This is a genomic window from Sphingobacterium spiritivorum ATCC 33861, assembly GCF_000143765.1.
Lineage (GTDB): Bacteria > Bacteroidota > Bacteroidia > Sphingobacteriales > Sphingobacteriaceae > Sphingobacterium > Sphingobacterium spiritivorum.
Genome location: NZ_GL379770.1, coordinates 2,070,664 through 2,088,122, shown reverse-complemented (window position 1 = coordinate 2,088,122; position 17,459 = coordinate 2,070,664). Strand labels below are relative to the sequence as shown.

Here is a 17,459-nt window from a genome sequence, read left to right as displayed (position 1 = left end):
ATGAAACAGTTATTTAATCTGATCCTGATATGTTTATTGCCGGCCTTTTCTATGGGGCAGGAGATAATGATGAGTCCTGCTATCTTCAATGAACTGAAATTAAAGCTCACAAACGATTCGGTACTTTTCCTTAATAAGGCAGCAGAAATAAATACATTTGATCTCGATAAAATCAAATGTATAGAGATTACTGCGTTAAATAAACAAAGTCCGGCATTGGACAGTGATATTCTTGACAAGATATTTAATCATACACCGCATTTAGAGGAGCTTGTTCTGCATTCCAATCTTACAGGGCTGCCGGAAATATCATCTCCGGGCAAAAAATTACGTGTCCTGGATCTTTCCAGAAATAATCTGGACATCATTCCCGAAGGTATTGGTCAGTTGACCGCTCTGGAAATATTGAGGTGTGATTATAATGAGCATTTAAAAGCGCTGCCTCAATCTATAGCACAATTATCTAAACTGCAGCTATTATCTCTCTATGGAACAGGATTTGAAGAATTTCCTGAAGAAATATTTTCCCTGTCAACTTTGACAAAACTATATGTAACGGGCCATCCGCAGATCGGAACTCAGGTAAAAACACCTAAGAAGATAAATTCGATACCGGATCAGTTTGCCAAACTCCCGGAACTGACCGATCTGAGTATACGATATACCAATATTTCTACTTTGCCTGCCTCTATAACAAAGCTGTTGAAACTTGAAGAATTATCGTTGTCTGGCAATGCATTTAAGACATTTCCTGATCAACTAAAAGCAATGAAGGGATTAGTAATTGTAGATTTCGGAAATAATCCGGTAGATCCTAAAACCTTTATCAATTCGCTACACAATATGAAGTGGAGAGGCTTACTCTATCTGCATGACCTGGGACTGGATAAAGTGCAGCAGGAAAAAATACAAACCTTGTTATCTACTATAGATGTATATTACTAAACTACTTTAATCATGAGATCTATACGAACACTGCTTATTCTGATAACGGTATTCTTGCAAGTGTATGTAAATGCACAGACGGATCCTGTATTAGTGCCTGTGAATGACAGAAAACAGGGTTATATCGGTTATTATCTCGAGGATGGTACAGAAGTCGTCCCTCCTCAATTTTGTACGGCAACTTATCTTATCGAAGACAAATACTATATCGTATCAAGAGCGGAGCACGATCATTATCCGGACGGACGGAGGAAGGAAGAACATATTCCCAATACTGAAAAATACGGGTTACTCAACAGCAAGGGCAAAGTTATCATTCCGTTGGATAATAATTACAGTTTTGTATCCGTCAACAATGGCGTCATTACTGTCGGAAAGAATAATACATATGGGGTCGTAGACGAAGAGAATAAAATAACAGTGCCTTTAATATATACTTCTTTAGATCCGATCGATGCGAATCTGATTGTTGCTGAGCGGAATAACAAAGCCGGTATTATCGATATTCATAATAATGTGAAGGTCGCATTTGAATTTGATAGAATTTATCCTTTTGAAAAGGGTAGTGACGGAAGTCTGTTAGCTATGGCCGAGATAGCTCATAAAACTGCTGTAATCGACCCGACGGGGAAATATATTCTTCAACCTTCAGATATTTATGTTTCCTACCTCACTCCTGTATCATTTGTTTTTAAGGAAGGGGAGCATTACGGACTAATGGATTATCGTAAAAAAGTGCTTATACCTGCAATGTATACCGATGTCTATAAGACAGAGAATGAGCTGCAGTTTAGAAAAGATGATAACTACTATTACTTTAGCTTTGGCGGTAAATTGATTCGTAAAGAAAAGATCGAAGAGTCTTATAAATCTTCAAACTGATGAAGAATAGCCTGAAGTCATGGACTATTATGCTTTCTGTGATAGGGATATTGTATATACCTCTGACAGCTCTTTATCGTTACAATAATTTAGTTCCGGTGACCGGTATTGTTACCGAACTTATCAAGACCCGTACACGCATTCCATATTATAAATTTCGGTTGGCACAATACGACAATATGTTTTATCATCCGGGAAGGGGAACACTGACACTTTTTAAGGATGAGCTGGTGCAAAGTGACGCTCCGGTTGAATTTTATATTCTGAAAGGAGATACCGGGAAATTAAATAAAGGGGATGAGATTCTTTATATGGGATATGAAAATAAAGATATAGGGATTGATGTGTTTTACAGTATTACCAAGCCCGGTCTGCTGATTCAGTTCCTTACCCTAATTTTTTATTTTACGATCATGTGTCTGAATGCATGCTGTGCCTACCGCTATCGTGAAAAATGGGCTGAACGGCTTATAGTTGTATATTTCTTGTTTTTTATTTTGCTTATGGCATTGTAGGCAGCTAGCCTATCCGGATTTAAACTGAAGCTTTTCTGCTTTCCAGGAGATCACTTTTACCCCGGGAGAATAATGTGCTTTAATCATTTTTGATGGGGAAAGTTTTATATCCCCGAATTTATAGTCAACCAGCAGATTGTTCATATGGACATTGTGAATTTCCCATTCTTTGTGGTGGATATCATATCTCCATAATTGGGATTTTCTTTCCAGGTAAAGACAGTATCGTTCTGTAAGCCAGAGATCCAGTTGAGATTTTTCGGATACCTTATCGACAATCCTGAAGTCTGAATGCAGGTTGAAATTCTTTTTTATGTTATCGTTGGTATACTGATCTGTTTTGCGTGCTATTCCCGACTTTTCATACGGAAGTCCGGACAGCGTTCGGGCAACAAATGCGGAAAGTGCTTTTTCTGCTTCTATATGAATAAAGTATACCCCTTTTTTCTGGTCATTATCAATATAGGTACGGACATTTATTTCATAAAAATCGGATATAAACCTTACTGCAGGCAGATTGCGGGGTCGTATATTCTGCATCTTAAAAGCAACCAATGAGATGTAATATTTTCCATCAAAACTATCGATATGCAAAGGAGCCGGAACTAACTTACGAAGATGCGTATAATCAATCTCAAAGTGCAGAAATAAGGCATCGTTCCATTCCTGATAATACTGCCATTTTGAAGCAGGCATATTCCAGGGTCTGTGTCCGATATCCGTTAGTAACTGTTGAATGGCATTCATATCTGTAATCAGGAGATTCTTATTTAATGACTAATATTAGTAATTTTTTTACTAAAGACTGGACTATGTTAATACCGTAAATAAAATAGGTACTTTACTCGAGTAAAATAAAGATCTATTTATTTATAAAAATATGCTCCTTATGATATTGACAATTAGTATCATCTAAAATATGATCTTTGTGTAATTTTATATTACCTTTTATTCCTAACAAAGTTAAATCTGAATTTATAGCTATCATTCCTTTATCTAACATTACATGGTGATTTGGACATAAACAAAGTAAATTGTTAAGGAGATCTAGACCGTTATGAGGGGTACCAAGAGGTTTTATATGTGCTCCTTCAGCATATTTTACATTATGAACTGCAATTGTGATATTACATATTTGGCAAGAATAATCATAAAGGTTCTTAATATCTATAGAAAGTTTAGTATCTCTAACGATTCTTAATATATTAACTGCTTTGCGAGATGGAGCTTTATGGTATTCATCTTGATCTTCCTTAGCAAGTGTGTTTAAATTACTTATTTTTTCTAGTTTATATTTACAGATTAAGAAACCATTTTTCCCAGTCTTTTCAAAATGCTCAATTACTTGATATAATCCACCATATTTGTAACCCTTAATTGGGCTAAGCGAGGATTTATGCTTATATCCTCTAGTTACACGAACAGGAAGCCCATGAAGTTCACTTATTAATAATGCCTTATTACCTGGACTATCCCAAGATTGATCAGAAATTTGTTTTTTTGTTTTTATATCATTACCTCCATGACCTGTATAAATAATAATATCACCAAAATCTTCGTCATCTTCATATCCTCCACTTAGTACAATGGATGGGGAGCCCACTTTACTGTTGCCGTCAATTCCACTCTGCAATGCTAGATGTATGCCTGCTTTTCTGAGTTCCTGTCTATTTTCAAACTCATTTCCTTCCTCTATATTTGGAAGATTACCAAAAATATAAGCTGTCATTTTTTTGATTATTTAATTGAAAAACTTCTACCAACGTAAAATTTCTCACCACTATTACAGAAAATAATAACCTTCAATAAAGCAAAACGGAGAATACCTTAATCCTTTTTTATCAAGATTGGAGATCACATTTTGTGATCTCCAATCTTTTAACTCTGTATCAGACATTTCAAACATAAAATCTTCGGGAAACCGGTCTGTATTTCTACGGACAGCTTGTTTGAGTACTCTGGTTTCTACGTTATAAAGTTGAGCTAAATCTCTATCCAGTATGATTCTCTGTCCTCTGATGAGGTATATCTTGTCAATAAGGACTTTGTCAGAAAGTGCATTTTGTATATTGTCTTTTCTATTCATAGCCTTTATTTTGTTTGATTAAGACTGTGCAGATACTGTTTAGCAAAGAATGCTGCTTTTATATGCTCACAATGATTACAGCAGAAGCTTAAGAAATCATTAAACTCTGTTATTTCTTTTTATTCTTCTCTTTTTCGAAAGGAGGGATAGTGCTATCTTTCCAGTTGCTGGGATACAGCAGATCCCGGATATCTACGCGCAGGTATTCAGCGATATCATTTAAGGTATTTACAGTAGGCTGTTGCTTGTTGTTAACCCATCTCGAAACCGTTTCTTTCTTTACATTCAGATGCCGGACCAGATCGTTATTAGTAGCTCCTTTCTGTTCAAGAACATCTTTTATTCGATTTACTTTAATTTCTTTCATAATTATTGTTGATTTTTAAAATCAACTTTGTATATTTGTTTATTATGTAGCGAAAATTAAAGACGATGTAAAGTTTTTACTGTAAGTGGAGTATATGATTTTATTCCGTTAATAGGATACATCTCGCTATACCAATCAAAAGAGATTATGAAAACAATTGTTATTCATACCAAGAGCAGTATTCATGTATATCTTAAAGGAGATATAACATTTCATCAGCAACAACCCATTAAAAAGAACTTATCCTGTCCACCAGAATAGGATATTTACAACATTACAGACAGTAAAGGGACTTAAATTCGAATGATGAATTTGAATATTTCTCTCTGATAAAGATTGAAACGTTAAAGCCACTTTTTCTCGTCTGTAGGCCAACCTCTCTTCCATAAGAACACATACCTGCTTCAAACGGCGTAATCAATTGGTCTTACTTTAATTTCACACACTAAAGATAGATTGTTTTTTCTGCCAAAGCAAGTAAGTTGTATCATATTTTTTGATACTTTCTTATAAGGAGGGGTTTGGTTTTTTTAAGTTAATTGATTTTGAAACCTTTTATCTTTCTTAAGAGTAAGTACTGTGTACTCATTGAAGTGCTATAATTTATTCATAGAATAAGGAGGATATAGATCTAAAGCTAATTATATGAGACATTTAGCATATGGTATAAATTACACGATTTTGCTCACTGATGAGGAAATCCGGAATCCATTTATAGTATTGGATGATGTATTCAGAAGCAATTCTTCCTGTTTCCAAATGCAGGAGCGTTTATGGGATTTGGTAACCGTGGCTATGCGTCCAAATTACTGGATGCACTATGATTCTCCTTTGGAAATCTGTAATCTATACACTTCTATAGTAAGATTGGTAGAGGCCGGGTGGCTGATATCTCAAATACGACCAGCGAAGGAGCAAAAGGCGACCTTGTCAGACAAATTTATGACTAGAGAACCTCACCAGAAAAGGACTTTCATCAAACCCATAGAGCAACACACCGTCCTGAATGCTTACAAGGTAATGTTACAATCCTATAAAGAAGACAAGTTCTTTTCGCTGCGAATCGATCTTTTTGAGTTTTTGTTTGAAGGATTACATCCTACCTGCGTAGATTATTCCCCTTCTTTGAGCGAATATCTGGTCGATCGGTATCATTGTCTGAGCAGGCTCATAGATGCGTTGTATATGATTCATGATCAGGAAAAGAGAAGAGAAAGTTCAGAGGAGGATCTCCTTATTCTGGAGAAATATCAAAAAGATGACACCTCCGGAATAAGACAGACAGATATATACAGACATCAGCTGGCAGATATGTTTACCTATTCTAAAAAAGAAGATTTACGACAGGCATTATCGTCTTCATACGAGGTATTGTATCATAAGGACTTTTGGAAATATCATCATGATCCTGCAAATGTATTGTATTACTTCCATGACTTTGAATTTATCATGGATCGCAGTTATGTGTTTTTAAAAGAAAGCCTATTGAAGAATACAGCTCCGGATCAGGAATGGGGTATTCCGGATAATATCCTTCAGGAGATGGAGTCTTTGCATTTAAAAGAAAACAAAAGGCCGTTGAAATATCTGAAAGAAATGTTTGATATCCGGACATTGAAAGAATGGAAAAGCGAGCTTGCTAACTGGCAGGAAGCTGTACTCAGTAACAAAAAGATTCCCTATGACCAAAAAACTACATACAAAGAAGTAAGGCAATTCTTAACTGGTCTGATTGAATTTATTGAACTTATTCCGTATGAACCTGAAGTCAGAATATAAGTATCCATGTACCCATATACTTATTAAATACGGTCGGCTAATATTTAATTAAGCCGACTGTATTTATCAGGATTTTATAAGGTTGTAAACGTAAGTTTTTCGACTATATATGCTTTACCGAAGTTCTCCGGATCATGTTTTACTCTGGCAGTAACCATGTGCCACTTAGGAACGGCGCTCTGGTTTGCCTTCCATTGCGCTTCCAGATCCAGTTGTTCCTGCCATAATGTGGCCAGCTCTCCTGCTGCTTCAGTATTCAGCGGTTTCAGAATTAGCTTTTCACCTTCAAAATAATATTTATCATCTTTCTTGCGAATTTCAATATGAGGTCCTCCGGGTATAAAAGAGCGAATCAGAGGGATGGTAAAGGTCTCATTACCATTGTATTTTTCCTTATTCAGTACTTTCATAAATTCTAAGTAATAAGAGGAGCCGTCACTAGGCGGTTCTTTGAGTCCTACCATTTTAGCTTTTATTTTATAGATATATCCCGGTTCGCGCTCTGTAAAGTCGTATAGAGAAATATCTATCGGCTCTTTTCCCGGCAGTAACAACAGCTGGTTATCTGTAGAAGCATACTTGTGGCTGACCTGCAATTCTACTACCTGACCGTTTTTAAATTTCCATGGACTGTAAACTTCTTCTTTCTTGCAGGAAAGCAGTAATAAGACCGCGCCAAGGACAAACAATAGATTCTTCATGTTTTTTAGTATAAATTGATTTGTATGGATAACGGCCCGACAGGAATAGATGCTACATTCAACTTAAAATAATATTTATTTCATTTGACAAGTAATGTAGAAAAAAATAGCGGAAATCAGGGATATCCTGCGCTGCTAATTTTATGTTATTTTACACTATTAATATAACATATGGCACATCGTATCTATACGTACAATATTGATCTGAAAACCAGGCAGAGTTATCCTCATTATCTGGGAGAGTGGAATTATGTGATTCCAGAATTACTGTTTCCGTTATTTTCAGCAAATCCGCGAAGCAAGGGTACCCGACTTTATTTTGAGAGAGAGTCTGGGATTGTTGCTCTTCGTCAATTCTACCATCTCCTGGCTGAAACGTATCAACTTCATAATGAAAAAGCATACACGGAGCCGGTAGATACAATGTTCAGTTTTTTAGAGAACCTGCCGTACGACACTTTTGTTATGGATGCGACGGATGTGTTCAATATGAACGAAGAAAGGCATAGCGATCAGGCAAAAGATTGGGCAGGGGAGATTCGTGAAATGGCTGAGCTGTATAAGAATGCGATTGCCGAACAGGATTTGAGCTTTCTGTCTGATGTACTCAAGCAATCAGGTCATGCATCATTTCTGGATATGCTTCAGTATGATTGGATCAATTATGGATTAGGATACTGGAATGAAGAGGCTTATAAAGAGAACGGTGCTGAAATTTTTGAGCTAGATCAACGTTACGGACTCAAAGATAATAAAGGGAATATTCTGGTAGACCCTACATACGATGATATTTACAACTTTACGAATGAAGGTGTGGCTGTCGTGATGAAAGATGAGTTGTACGGATATCTCAAAGATACCGGAGAACTCATTATTCCCTGTCAGTATGACGATGCTTTTGATGCATTCCTGATCGAAGATGAGCTGTTTGCAACTGTCATGAAGCAAGGCAAGACGGGACTTATCCAGTTAAAGACTGGTGAATCCTGTATTCCTATAACTTATACTAACCTGGAAGAATTATACCGCGGGCTCTTTAATGCAAATGCGAATGGAGTCTACACGCTGTTAAATTCAAAAAATGAACAGATTATTCCCGGAAAGAGCGATTTTCCTTACGAATTTCAATATCCAGATCTGGTTTTTAAAAAGGAAAAAGGTACTGCACTTCGACATTATTACAGCTTATCAGGAGTTTACATGGGAGCCTATCCGGAGGATGTATTGCGTAATATTTCAAACGGTTATTATTGGGTAGAACCCAACAAATATCAAAAGAAGATCAGTGTGCTGAATCCTGAGGGTGTCGTTTTTAAAGATGAGATCGATCGGATTATTGTTTTGGATAATTACAGCAGTATAGCTTATCTCAAGAACAAAGCCTGGTACATTTACGATATCCGGCATCAGTTGATGCGTCTGAACGGCGAAGGAGTCGAAAGGGTAGGGATTGATGCTTTAAACAATTATATGCCGGATGTATTTATAGTGACAGATAAGGGGGCTAACGGTCTTTATGATGCCTTACAAGACAAATGGCTAATACCGTTATCTGTTGAAAATACTAAGATCGAACATTGTCAACTCGAATTCCTCCGCATTACACAAGGAGCACAGATGCGTTATTATGACTATAATACGAAGATAGTGAGTCCATTGTACGATTACGTGTGTGAGGGGATTGATTATCAAACACAATTTCTATGTCTTTTTGCCGGAGATAAAATGTGGATTCTGGACAAGGAACGCCAGATCAGGGAAGTCAGCAATGAGCAGATGGGACATCTGCATGAGAATAATCATGCGCTCAGAGGAAATGATCAGCGTTATTTTCTGGATTACTATCGGAACTGGACACAACGTACAGGTGAGGGTTATGAATCTTATTTTGATCAGGAAACTCTTTATGCAAAAGGAAGATGCTTTGCGCGCTCCGGAGATATGGAAAATGCAATCAGACTTTACACATTAGGTGCTGAACGGGGGAGTGTCCGCATGATGTTTGAACTTGGCAGTATCTATACAATGGATGAACAATTCCAGAATATTCCCTTAGGTATCACGTATTATGAAAAGGCTGCTATGGAGGATAGTGCAGCAGCATGGAATGATATCGGCTATCTGTACCAGAATGGAACAGGCTACCCTAAAGATATAGAAAGGGCTAGGTTTGCTTACCAAAAAGCAGCTGAGCTTGGAGACGGACTAGCGCTGGTCAATCTGGGCGATCTCTATTTTTATGGTCATGTAGAACAGGATTATGATCTGGCATTGGACTATTACAAGAAAGCGGAGAAAAAGCGACATTTTAAAGTAGAGAATGTGGCAGAGATCTACTATCAAAAGAAAGACTATACAAACCTGTTGCGGTATCTGAGAAAAGATTACGGAGATACATTTTCTGCGATATACTATGGAATTCTTTATGATCATGGATATGGAGTGAATCAAAATGCAAAAAAAGCAATTCAGTATTATGAGAAGGCTATGTCTCAGGGGCAGTATTTCTATGGTTTGGAAAGATTGTTATACTATTACAAGAATGATCCGGCCTATGCTGATTATGAAAAATTTAAGCAATGGATAGCATATGCGGAAGAATATGATATGGAAGTAAGTGAAGAATATAAATAATTAAAAGATGATCAGAAAAATAATAGGAATAGTTATAATTATCCTTAGCATGTATTCTGCCTACGGACAACAGATAAACGTAAATATCACTCAGGAAAATAAGAAAGTAGCTGCAGAAGGAGACCGCTATACGCTCCGCAAATTACCCTTTACTTTTCAGGTGGAGGTATCCGGTACAGATGCTTTCCTGATAGGAGCAACGACAGATGATGATGTCTACAGATCTGCAATCGGTGAAGCTGATCTGGAAGTGGAATGGTTTGAGAACTCAGGAATGGCGGAAGGACGTTTTAACGCAGAACAATCTCTTTTTATAAGTAATGATGCACCGAGCTACTGGTATTTTACAGCTGCAGATGATCATCGTTTTGATCGTGATCCAAAAGGTACACCCGATCATTGGACAGCGAACAGAACTGTTGCCAAAATAGATCTGCTGGCGCTGGATAAACAAGTATCTTTGAAAGATATACAGACACCGCTCTATCTTGTTTTCTATATCGCTACTCATGATGAGGATTATAATGTAGTAGATAAAAAAATCTTGTATAAAGCGGAGTTGGTCTGGGAATAATCAGGTAAGAGAAACACATGGGAATATTAGATATGTTTACAACGAATAAAAAAGAAATATACATAGAGGGAGATGTGCTTAATTACCTGGAATACGGGGAGATGGAGCAGGTAGATCTGAGCAAACTCAAATATGCTTATGCAGAAGTATTAGGCGGCGATCCTTTTCTCTTTTTATTCGATCACCGGCAATGGTATATATCAGGGCTTTTGAAAGGTTTTGATACGGTATACCGCCAACTCTCCGTACGTTTTGGTTTTGATGATACGGTATTCTATAAGGTGACCGGACAAACAAACGATATGAAGAAACGGATCTGGCTGAAAAAATATCCCCGTAATTACAGCATTCTGCAGCAGGGAGATGTCGCCGATTATACAGATGGTTTTGAGGTGATGACATCAGCTCCTCTCTTTGTGTCCTGGGATACATCGTATGATGAATTGGCAACTTTGAATGTAGGCCATCTCGAAAAATCGGACTACGATATCAGGATTTTTGTATTTGATTATCCGGTACGTATAGGTAACATGGTTGTGGAAGGTCTGGAAGCCTATTATGATAATGAACGTACAGATATTGCAGTACAGCACTATATATGTGCATTGTATAACGAGACACATACTGATACGAGTTATTACGAAATCAAAGCTGAGTGGATGCAACATATTCCTATAGATGTAGATGTCTGTGGTTATGAACGTGACGACCAGAAACACCTTACCTTTGATATAGAGGATGTATGGCTGTCCATCTCTTACACTTATGATACAGAAGAGGGCTATGATGATGGCAGCACTTCACTGAGTATGCAGAATAAGAGATCATATCCTGATTTGTTAGATCATCCGGATTACGCGGATGATCATATAAGTATAGATACGTATATTCCATTTAATACAGTCCATGAGATCGTTGAAGACTATCGTAAAAATATAAATGTAGTTGCATTGCCCTCCCTAATCCGTAAAACTCTCGATAATAAAAGCGGAATCTGGTTGGATAAGAATAATGGTAAAATAGGGTTTGCTGGTGAAGAAATGTGTCTGATCTATAATGTACATGATATAAAACGGATCTGTTTTTATAACCTGTTGCCTGCCAAAGGTCCGGGATATGCGAGCTTTGAGGTTCAACTAAAAGATAAGGAACATACAGATACAGTTTTTTACGGAGATTGTTATGCCTTTGACCGTTATGCAGATCAGCTGCGTGAGGTTTTCGGACTGGAAGTCTACATCCCAGAAGCAGACTACAACTGTTAAGCTGAAGTAAACCTCAGTCGTTCCGCTTTTATCCTAAATAAGATTAAAATGAGGTTCATATCATCCTTAGCCCGGCATTTTTACTGAAAAAATGAGAAAGTCCCTTAATATGTAGTCTGCGAATGCCTATTTTTGAATTTAACTTTTGTAGATGACATATTTTGAAGAGCTCGCTACGTTATTAGAGAAAGAACAAAAACACGATAAAGAAGAATATCAACAGCTTTTACAGACCCAGTCCTTAGCCAAACGAAGACAGGCAGGATTGTGCTGGTATCCGATTATGATTCGTAATGAAGAGATCGGACTAGGAGACTATATTCAGATTATAATTCAGCGGACAGTTAAGGATGAACAGACACATCGGTTCAGATACGGAATGCCTGTTGCCCTGTTCTCTAACCACAACCCGTCTGCAGATCGGATTTCGGGTACCATAGGCTATGTAAACGGAGATGAAATGAAGATTTCTCTGCGGGTGGATGAATTACCGGATTGGGTAAGATCGGGAAAACTTGGTGTAGATCTCCTGTTTGATGAAAACAGCTATCAGGAAATGTTTAAGGCATTAAAACGGGCTGATGCTGCCAGGGATGATAAGAAGATGGGGCCACTTATCAATATGCTGATTGATCAGCATGTTCACGATTCTGATCATATGGTTTCTGATCACCAAATCAACTCCATTACAGGATTAAATGAATATCAGTTAAAAGCTGTAAATCAGATAATAGCATCACCACACCTTACCATTGTACACGGTCCTCCGGGTACAGGTAAAACCACTACTTTGGTTCAGGGTATTAAAGCGCTTCTGCAGAAATATCCGGATCAGATTCTGGTCACAGCACCCAGTAACACAGCAGTAGATTTGCTGACAGAAAAACTTCATGAAACAGGTGTAAAGGTCGTACGCATTGGTAATCCTGTAAAAGTATCCGAACAGCTGCATGAGCTCACCCTGGATGGAAAACTGGAAAGTCACCCTATGCAAAAGGAATTAAAAACAATACGGAAAAAAGCGGATGTTTTTAGAGATATGGCTAAGAAGTATAAACGAAACTTTGGAAAAGCCGAGCGTGACCAAAAAAAAGCACTCTTTCAGGAAGCGAAGAATCTCATGAAAGAAGCTGAACAGATTGCGCAATATATACAAAAAGATATTCTGGATCAGGCTCAGGTCATTACTGCCACGCTGGTAGGTTCCAATCATTCCGCCATCCAGGACAGAACATATGCAGCCGTATTTATTGATGAAGCCGGACAGGCTCTGGAACCTGCCTGTTGGATTCCAATTCTAAAATCTGACAAGCTAATCCTTGCAGGAGATCATCTTCAGCTGCCACCGACAATCAAATCAAAAGATTCTTCGGTAAGGGCATTCCATGAAACACTTATGGAAAAACTGGTGCATGCGTATCCATCCTGTGTATGCCTCCTGCGGCAACAATACCGTATGCATCAGGATATCATGCAATACCCATCTGCAGCACTCTATAACAATACGTTATTTGCAGAACCATCCATAGCACAGCAAGAGCTCACGCCGGGTGATAATGCCTTTCTGTTTATTGACACTGCCGGAGCAGGATTTGATGAGGTGCAGGAAGATACAGCAATCTCAAATATAGAAGAGGCAAATTTCCTGATCCAACATTTAACACAATATTTGGCAGCATTTAAAAAGGATGAAAATATGAGCCCCTTTCCAAATATAGGTCTGATCTCACCTTACAGACAACAAGTATTGCTGCTAAAAGAACTGATTCGGAATGATGAAATGAAAATCTCCGTATCTATACAGATACAAACGATAGATGGATTTCAGGGGCAAGAACGTGATATTATCTATATCTCACTGACACGTAGCAATGCTGAAGGTCAGATTGGATTTCTGAATGAAATACGGCGGATGAATGTAGCGATGACCCGTGCGCGGTACAAACTGATTATTATCGGCGATAGTTCCACTATAGGCCAGCATCCTTTTTATGCCGGTATGATCCAATATGCCGAATCCATAGATGCCTACAAAAGTGTATGGGAATGGATGTAAAACTAACTTGGCACGAGGATAAACAGTCGTGGTAAGTTAGTTTTATAAACGTATGCCACAGAAATGTCTAATATTCCTTACCCTGTGCCTCAGGAAATGCTGAATATAGTTCAACATACAATTCGGTAATTCTAACCAAACGCAAATTCATGAGATTCTGTCTTGTTCAAACGGGTGTACTATTACCCGACAGATGGTATACCGGAGATCAGCAACAGCTTGTCGAGTTTTGAGGTTTTTGCTTCGGTAATATCAATATTAAAAGTCATGCCTTTGATCTCGAATGAAATAGTCGGAAAATACATAATTGGAATTTCTACCTGTCTTAATATAGCTGATACAAGAGGCAGAAATATTTCATTGAGCGCCAGACTCAAACCATAGCTTAGTGGTTTTAATAAATATTCTGCCCATTTGGCAATACCAAAGTCAATATCCAGTTTAGGAATATTTAGGTTTTTGACTGTTAACAACAATCTTCCGTTATGTACGACGGGTTTAAAAGTTGCTTTGATAGTCGCTTTTCCGTGTGGTCCGAAAGATATTTTAAAAAATCCTTTTTTTAGCGTCAGCTGTGCTAATAATTCAGTGTCAATCTTTCCTTCAATACTTCCGTCAGACTGAATAACAAAAGATCTGGGATTGAATACCTGTGCCAATACATGACCGCTTATGATCTTCCATGAAAATTCATTTTCTTTTTTCAGGGGAAAAGGTATAGCTGCCATTGTTTCTATCGCAGTACTGTCTACTCCTGCAAATACAGTTTCAACAGGCCAGTTAAGTGGAGCATATGTGTCGGGTTGCCGGGCTCCTATACAAGAGTAAGCCGTAACAAAGGATTTTTCGACAACAGGTATAGGAAGGCTTATGGTAACATCTTTAAAGGTAAGTGCAGGTAACTTTATTTTATCTAAAAGATCCTTATTTAATACATGAATAAGTAAGGGAAGAATATGCTTTTTCAGTTCATCTATGTATTCTTTGTAATCTTCTACATCTTTTATCTCCAGATCTGCTGTTAATATACTGGCGCCCAGATAGTTTTGTTTGTCTTCAATGGAGGTCTGTATATTTACTTTTGCAGATACTTTTATATTTATATTTAACAGGGAAGTATCCTTTAATTTGAGTTTAAGGTTGATATTGGGAAAATAAGCCTGAAAAGTGGCTTTTGAAAGCATATCCAGAATCAAAGCTTCTTCCTGGACATCAAGAAATAATTCCTCTTCGGATAGTTCAGAGGTATAATGATTTTGAAAATCTTCTTTTTTTAATTGAACTGACTGAGAAAGATCGATTACAGGAGGCTCATTAATATCATAAAATACAGCAAGAAAGAGTTCCGTGGCAATGTCTTTACTTCCTTTAAATATATGGGGATAGATTTTTTGATAGATCTGCTGGACTATTGGATTTAGGGTTTTGTTGTCCGTACCCATTACAATGTTGTAGTTCATAATTTCTATGTTTTACTTAATGGAAAATCAGTTAAATGCGTGATAATATGGAGTGTACCATCCTCACTATCAAAATTATACTTTTGCAGCTTTATAAAGGGGGGACAAAGAGTCGATATAGGGGGACATTTTGGATGCTCCTTATGCGTATAAAGGTTCTGATGGAATTCAGGAATATGAAATCTCTATTGCTTTAGAGCCCCTTAATTCTTATCAAAAACACATAACAAGTTGATAAGGGTCACTTTTTAAGGAAACAATAAACACGATCTTTATGTTAAAATAATAGATAATAAACCTGTGAAAATCGGGTCATTAAATAACTGTTTAAATATAAAGAAGATGAGTACAATGAAAGCCGCAAGATGGCACGCTGCAAAAGATATCAGAGTAGAAGAAACACAAATTCCGGTTACCGGTAAGCAACAGGTAAAGATCGCAGTACAATATGCAGGTATATGCGGATCTGATCTGCATGAGTATGTGCACGGACCACAATTGATCCCTTCAGAAAAACCATACCCGCTTAACGGGCATATCGGTGTAACGACATTAGGCCATGAATTCTCCGGAATTGTAGAAGAAGTAGGAGAGGGTGTGAACCGGGTCAAGAAGGGTGATCGTGTAGTTGTAGAACCTATTTTTAAAAATTTTGACAGTCCGTTTATTGCTAACGGAGAATACAATCTTTCCGAGCCTCTCGGATTTGTCGGTCTGACCTCTAACGGAGGATTTGCAAAATATACAGTTGTGGAAGATTATATGGTTCATAAGATTCCGGATAGTATGAGCTTTGAACAGGGGGCCCTGGTAGAACCTGCAGCTGTAGCAGTATATGCAGTATTACAAAGCGGACTCCGGATGGGTCAGACAGTATTGGTTTCGGGCGCCGGACCGATCGGATTGCTATGTGTGCAGGCAGCCATAGCAGCCGGAGCAGCGACAGTTATCGTAACGGATATATCAGAAAAGCGACTGGAGAAAGCAAAAGATATTGGAGCGACTACTATAATTAATGCCGCGGATAAGGATATTCCGGCGCAGGTTAGAAGGATCACAGGAATTGGAGTAGATGTATTTCTGGACGCTGCGGGTGTACAGGCTTCTTTCTCTACCGGGATAGCCAGTCTGCGGAATGGAGGAACAGCTGTATTGGTAGCGCTGTTTGGAAAACCGGTTGAATACAGTGCCTATGATCAGGTAGTTAGAGAGATTACCATAAAAGGTATAATTGCCTATCGGAATATATTTCCGCAGGTCATTGCTATGATAGACAGCGGACGTATGCCTGTGGAAAAGCTGGTGACAAGCAAAATCGGATTGGATGAAATTGTACCCAAAGGTTTTGAGGCTTTAGTTTCCAATCCATCAGAAGTAAAAATTCTGGTTGAAATAAAGTAATTTGAATGAAGAGAGCTTATAGATAGAGGTGTTTGCGGAATCTTGCATTAAGTTGATATAAAAACCGTAAGAAAAAGCTGTATATTTGTTTAGAATGAATCTACATACAACCTTTATCAAGTAAAAATGAAAAAATTAATTGCTTTAGTATTAATAGCCCTTACATCGGGAATCGTTGTAAATGCCCAGCAAAAACCTGTTCGTGAGCCTTTGCCTGCTGATGTACAAGTTCGAATTGCGGTACAGGCTGCGCCTACAGAATTCAGAGAAGGAGCCAAGGTATATGGCTATGACAAAGATGGTAAGTTTACGGTCCTGCGGGAAGGAACAAACGGATATATTTGTCTGGCTCCGGATTACAAATTGCCTTTGCTTTACGCTTATGCATATCCGGAGAGTCTTGAACCGTTTATGGCAAGAGGACGGGCGCTGATTGCGGAAGGAAAAAGAAAAGAACGGGATAAGATCAGAGAAGAGGAGTTTAAGGCGGGTAAACTATCCATACCACAACAACCTACCATGTTGTACGGATATTGGGGTTCATTAGATAAACTGGATAAAGAAACCGGAGAAATGGCAGATGCTAAGCGCAGATATGTATTGTATGTACCTTATGCCAAAGCTGCAGATCTTGGTCTGGCGAGTAAACCTACAGTTCCGGGTATTCCATGGTTAATGGATGAAGGAAGTTATAAAGCTCACATTATGATCAACCCGGCTGATATGGGACATTCGCACGGTCATTAACATAAGTCTTCTGATATAAAAAATGCTGCAGTTCATTAAAGACTGCA

Annotated in this window: 16 protein-coding genes; 10 read left to right on the top strand and 6 right to left on the bottom strand. The window is 38.0% G+C overall.

Going from position 1 to position 17,459, the window contains the following annotated elements:
• Genes HMPREF0766_RS09130 through HMPREF0766_RS09120 form a run of 3 tightly spaced genes read left to right on the top strand, consistent with a single transcriptional unit; the run spans nt 1 to nt 2,342 of the window.
• Entirely contained in the window at nt 1–945 is a 945-nt protein-coding gene (locus HMPREF0766_RS09130) for a leucine-rich repeat domain-containing protein (protein WP_002995919.1), read from the top strand.
• Nucleotides 946–957: 12 nt separating this feature from the next.
• Complete coding sequence (locus tag HMPREF0766_RS09125) at nt 958–1,827, top strand: WG repeat-containing protein (protein ID WP_002995915.1); 870 nt, start codon at nt 958–960, stop codon at nt 1,825–1,827.
• Complete coding sequence (locus tag HMPREF0766_RS09120) at nt 1,827–2,342, top strand: hypothetical protein (protein ID WP_002995911.1); 516 nt, start codon at nt 1,827–1,829, stop codon at nt 2,340–2,342. Before HMPREF0766_RS09125 ends, HMPREF0766_RS09120 begins: the two co-directional genes overlap by 1 nt.
• A 9-nt stretch (nt 2,343–2,351) precedes the next feature.
• Here HMPREF0766_RS09120 and HMPREF0766_RS09115 read toward each other — a convergent pair whose 3' ends face one another.
• The 4 genes from HMPREF0766_RS09115 to HMPREF0766_RS09100 all read right to left on the bottom strand — a co-directional run bounded on the left by HMPREF0766_RS09115 (nt 2,352) and on the right by HMPREF0766_RS09100 (nt 4,795).
• The gene (locus tag HMPREF0766_RS09115) at nt 2,352–3,089 is read right to left on the bottom strand and encodes a YqjF family protein (RefSeq protein ID WP_002995909.1); all 738 of its coding nucleotides are present in this window, start codon (nt 3,087–3,089) and stop codon (nt 2,352–2,354) included.
• Nucleotides 3,090–3,204: 115 nt separating this feature from the next.
• Nucleotides 3,205–4,071 carry a YDG/SRA domain-containing protein gene (locus HMPREF0766_RS09110; protein WP_002995906.1) on the bottom strand — a complete coding sequence of 289 codons (867 nt, stop codon included), beginning with the start codon at nt 4,069–4,071 and terminating at the stop codon, nt 3,205–3,207.
• A 54-nt stretch (nt 4,072–4,125) separates the two neighbouring features.
• A complete protein-coding gene (locus HMPREF0766_RS09105) occupies nt 4,126–4,428 on the bottom strand; it encodes an ORF6N domain-containing protein (protein ID WP_002995903.1) in 303 nt (100 codons plus the stop codon).
• A gap of 109 nt (nt 4,429–4,537) precedes the next feature.
• Nucleotides 4,538–4,795, bottom strand: a complete 258-nt coding sequence (locus HMPREF0766_RS09100; RefSeq protein WP_002995900.1) for a helix-turn-helix transcriptional regulator — start codon at nt 4,793–4,795, stop codon at nt 4,538–4,540.
• 645 nt (nt 4,796–5,440) lie between these two features.
• Here HMPREF0766_RS09100 and HMPREF0766_RS09095 point away from each other — a divergent pair.
• Complete coding sequence (locus tag HMPREF0766_RS09095) at nt 5,441–6,574, top strand: hypothetical protein (protein WP_002995895.1); 1,134 nt, start codon at nt 5,441–5,443, stop codon at nt 6,572–6,574.
• 74 nt (nt 6,575–6,648) lie between these two features.
• On the opposite strand, the gene HMPREF0766_RS09090 is transcribed toward HMPREF0766_RS09095, so the two are convergent.
• Nucleotides 6,649–7,275: a hypothetical protein gene (locus HMPREF0766_RS09090; protein WP_002995893.1), complete on the bottom strand. Its 627-nt coding sequence runs from the start codon at nt 7,273–7,275 to the stop codon at nt 6,649–6,651.
• A gap of 171 nt (nt 7,276–7,446) precedes the next feature.
• Between HMPREF0766_RS09090 and HMPREF0766_RS09085 the strand changes: the two genes are divergently transcribed.
• From HMPREF0766_RS09085 to HMPREF0766_RS09070, 4 genes are all read left to right on the top strand, one after another.
• Complete coding sequence (locus HMPREF0766_RS09085) at nt 7,447–9,909, top strand: SEL1-like repeat protein (RefSeq protein WP_002995891.1); 2,463 nt, start codon at nt 7,447–7,449, stop codon at nt 9,907–9,909.
• Between the two features lie 7 nt (nt 9,910–9,916).
• On the top strand, nt 9,917–10,483 hold the full coding sequence (locus HMPREF0766_RS09080; protein ID WP_002995889.1) for a hypothetical protein: 567 nt from the start codon (nt 9,917–9,919) through the stop codon (nt 10,481–10,483).
• A 17-nt stretch (nt 10,484–10,500) separates the two neighbouring features.
• Nucleotides 10,501–11,748: a hypothetical protein gene (locus tag HMPREF0766_RS09075; protein WP_002995887.1), complete on the top strand. Its 1,248-nt coding sequence runs from the start codon at nt 10,501–10,503 to the stop codon at nt 11,746–11,748.
• A 151-nt stretch (nt 11,749–11,899) separates the two neighbouring features.
• Complete coding sequence (locus HMPREF0766_RS09070; RefSeq protein ID WP_002995886.1) at nt 11,900–13,804, top strand: AAA domain-containing protein; 1,905 nt, start codon at nt 11,900–11,902, stop codon at nt 13,802–13,804.
• Between the two features lie 182 nt (nt 13,805–13,986).
• Here the strand turns inward: HMPREF0766_RS09070 and HMPREF0766_RS09065 are convergent, their stop codons facing one another.
• Entirely contained in the window at nt 13,987–15,264 is a 1,278-nt protein-coding gene (locus HMPREF0766_RS09065; RefSeq protein WP_002995885.1) for a hypothetical protein, read from the bottom strand.
• Nucleotides 15,265–15,606: 342 nt separating this feature from the next.
• On the opposite strand from HMPREF0766_RS09065, the gene HMPREF0766_RS09060 reads away from it, so the two are divergent.
• Together HMPREF0766_RS09060 and HMPREF0766_RS09055 are read left to right on the top strand one after the other, a co-directional pair.
• The gene (locus HMPREF0766_RS09060) at nt 15,607–16,665 is read left to right on the top strand and encodes a 2,3-butanediol dehydrogenase (RefSeq protein ID WP_002995883.1); all 1,059 of its coding nucleotides are present in this window, start codon (nt 15,607–15,609) and stop codon (nt 16,663–16,665) included.
• A 126-nt stretch (nt 16,666–16,791) separates the two neighbouring features.
• Nucleotides 16,792–17,412, top strand: a complete 621-nt coding sequence (locus HMPREF0766_RS09055) for a hypothetical protein (RefSeq protein ID WP_002995881.1) — start codon at nt 16,792–16,794, stop codon at nt 17,410–17,412.
• Nucleotides 17,413–17,459 lie beyond the last annotated feature (47 nt).

Coding starts and splice junctions, on each gene's coding strand:
- HMPREF0766_RS09090 (WP_002995893.1), bottom strand. CDS start 7,275: ATGAAGAATCTATTGTTTGTCCTTGGCGCGGTCTTATTACTGCTTTCC.
- HMPREF0766_RS09100 (WP_002995900.1), bottom strand. CDS start 4,795: ATGAAAGAAATTAAAGTAAATCGAATAAAAGATGTTCTTGAACAGAAA.
- HMPREF0766_RS09080 (WP_002995889.1), top strand. CDS start 9,917: ATGATCAGAAAAATAATAGGAATAGTTATAATTATCCTTAGCATGTAT.
- HMPREF0766_RS09060 (WP_002995883.1), top strand. CDS start 15,607: ATGAGTACAATGAAAGCCGCAAGATGGCACGCTGCAAAAGATATCAGA.
- HMPREF0766_RS09055 (WP_002995881.1), top strand. CDS start 16,792: ATGAAAAAATTAATTGCTTTAGTATTAATAGCCCTTACATCGGGAATC.
- HMPREF0766_RS09105 (WP_002995903.1), bottom strand. CDS start 4,428: ATGAATAGAAAAGACAATATACAAAATGCACTTTCTGACAAAGTCCTT.
- HMPREF0766_RS09075 (WP_002995887.1), top strand. CDS start 10,501: ATGGGAATATTAGATATGTTTACAACGAATAAAAAAGAAATATACATA.
- HMPREF0766_RS09095 (WP_002995895.1), top strand. CDS start 5,441: ATGAGACATTTAGCATATGGTATAAATTACACGATTTTGCTCACTGAT.
- HMPREF0766_RS09110 (WP_002995906.1), bottom strand. CDS start 4,071: ATGACAGCTTATATTTTTGGTAATCTTCCAAATATAGAGGAAGGAAAT.
- HMPREF0766_RS09085 (WP_002995891.1), top strand. CDS start 7,447: ATGGCACATCGTATCTATACGTACAATATTGATCTGAAAACCAGGCAG.
- HMPREF0766_RS09125 (WP_002995915.1), top strand. CDS start 958: ATGAGATCTATACGAACACTGCTTATTCTGATAACGGTATTCTTGCAA.
- HMPREF0766_RS09130 (WP_002995919.1), top strand. CDS start 1: ATGAAACAGTTATTTAATCTGATCCTGATATGTTTATTGCCGGCCTTT.
- HMPREF0766_RS09065 (WP_002995885.1), bottom strand. CDS start 15,264: ATGAACTACAACATTGTAATGGGTACGGACAACAAAACCCTAAATCCA.
- HMPREF0766_RS09115 (WP_002995909.1), bottom strand. CDS start 3,089: ATGAATGCCATTCAACAGTTACTAACGGATATCGGACACAGACCCTGG.
- HMPREF0766_RS09120 (WP_002995911.1), top strand. CDS start 1,827: ATGAAGAATAGCCTGAAGTCATGGACTATTATGCTTTCTGTGATAGGG.
- HMPREF0766_RS09070 (WP_002995886.1), top strand. CDS start 11,900: ATGACATATTTTGAAGAGCTCGCTACGTTATTAGAGAAAGAACAAAAA.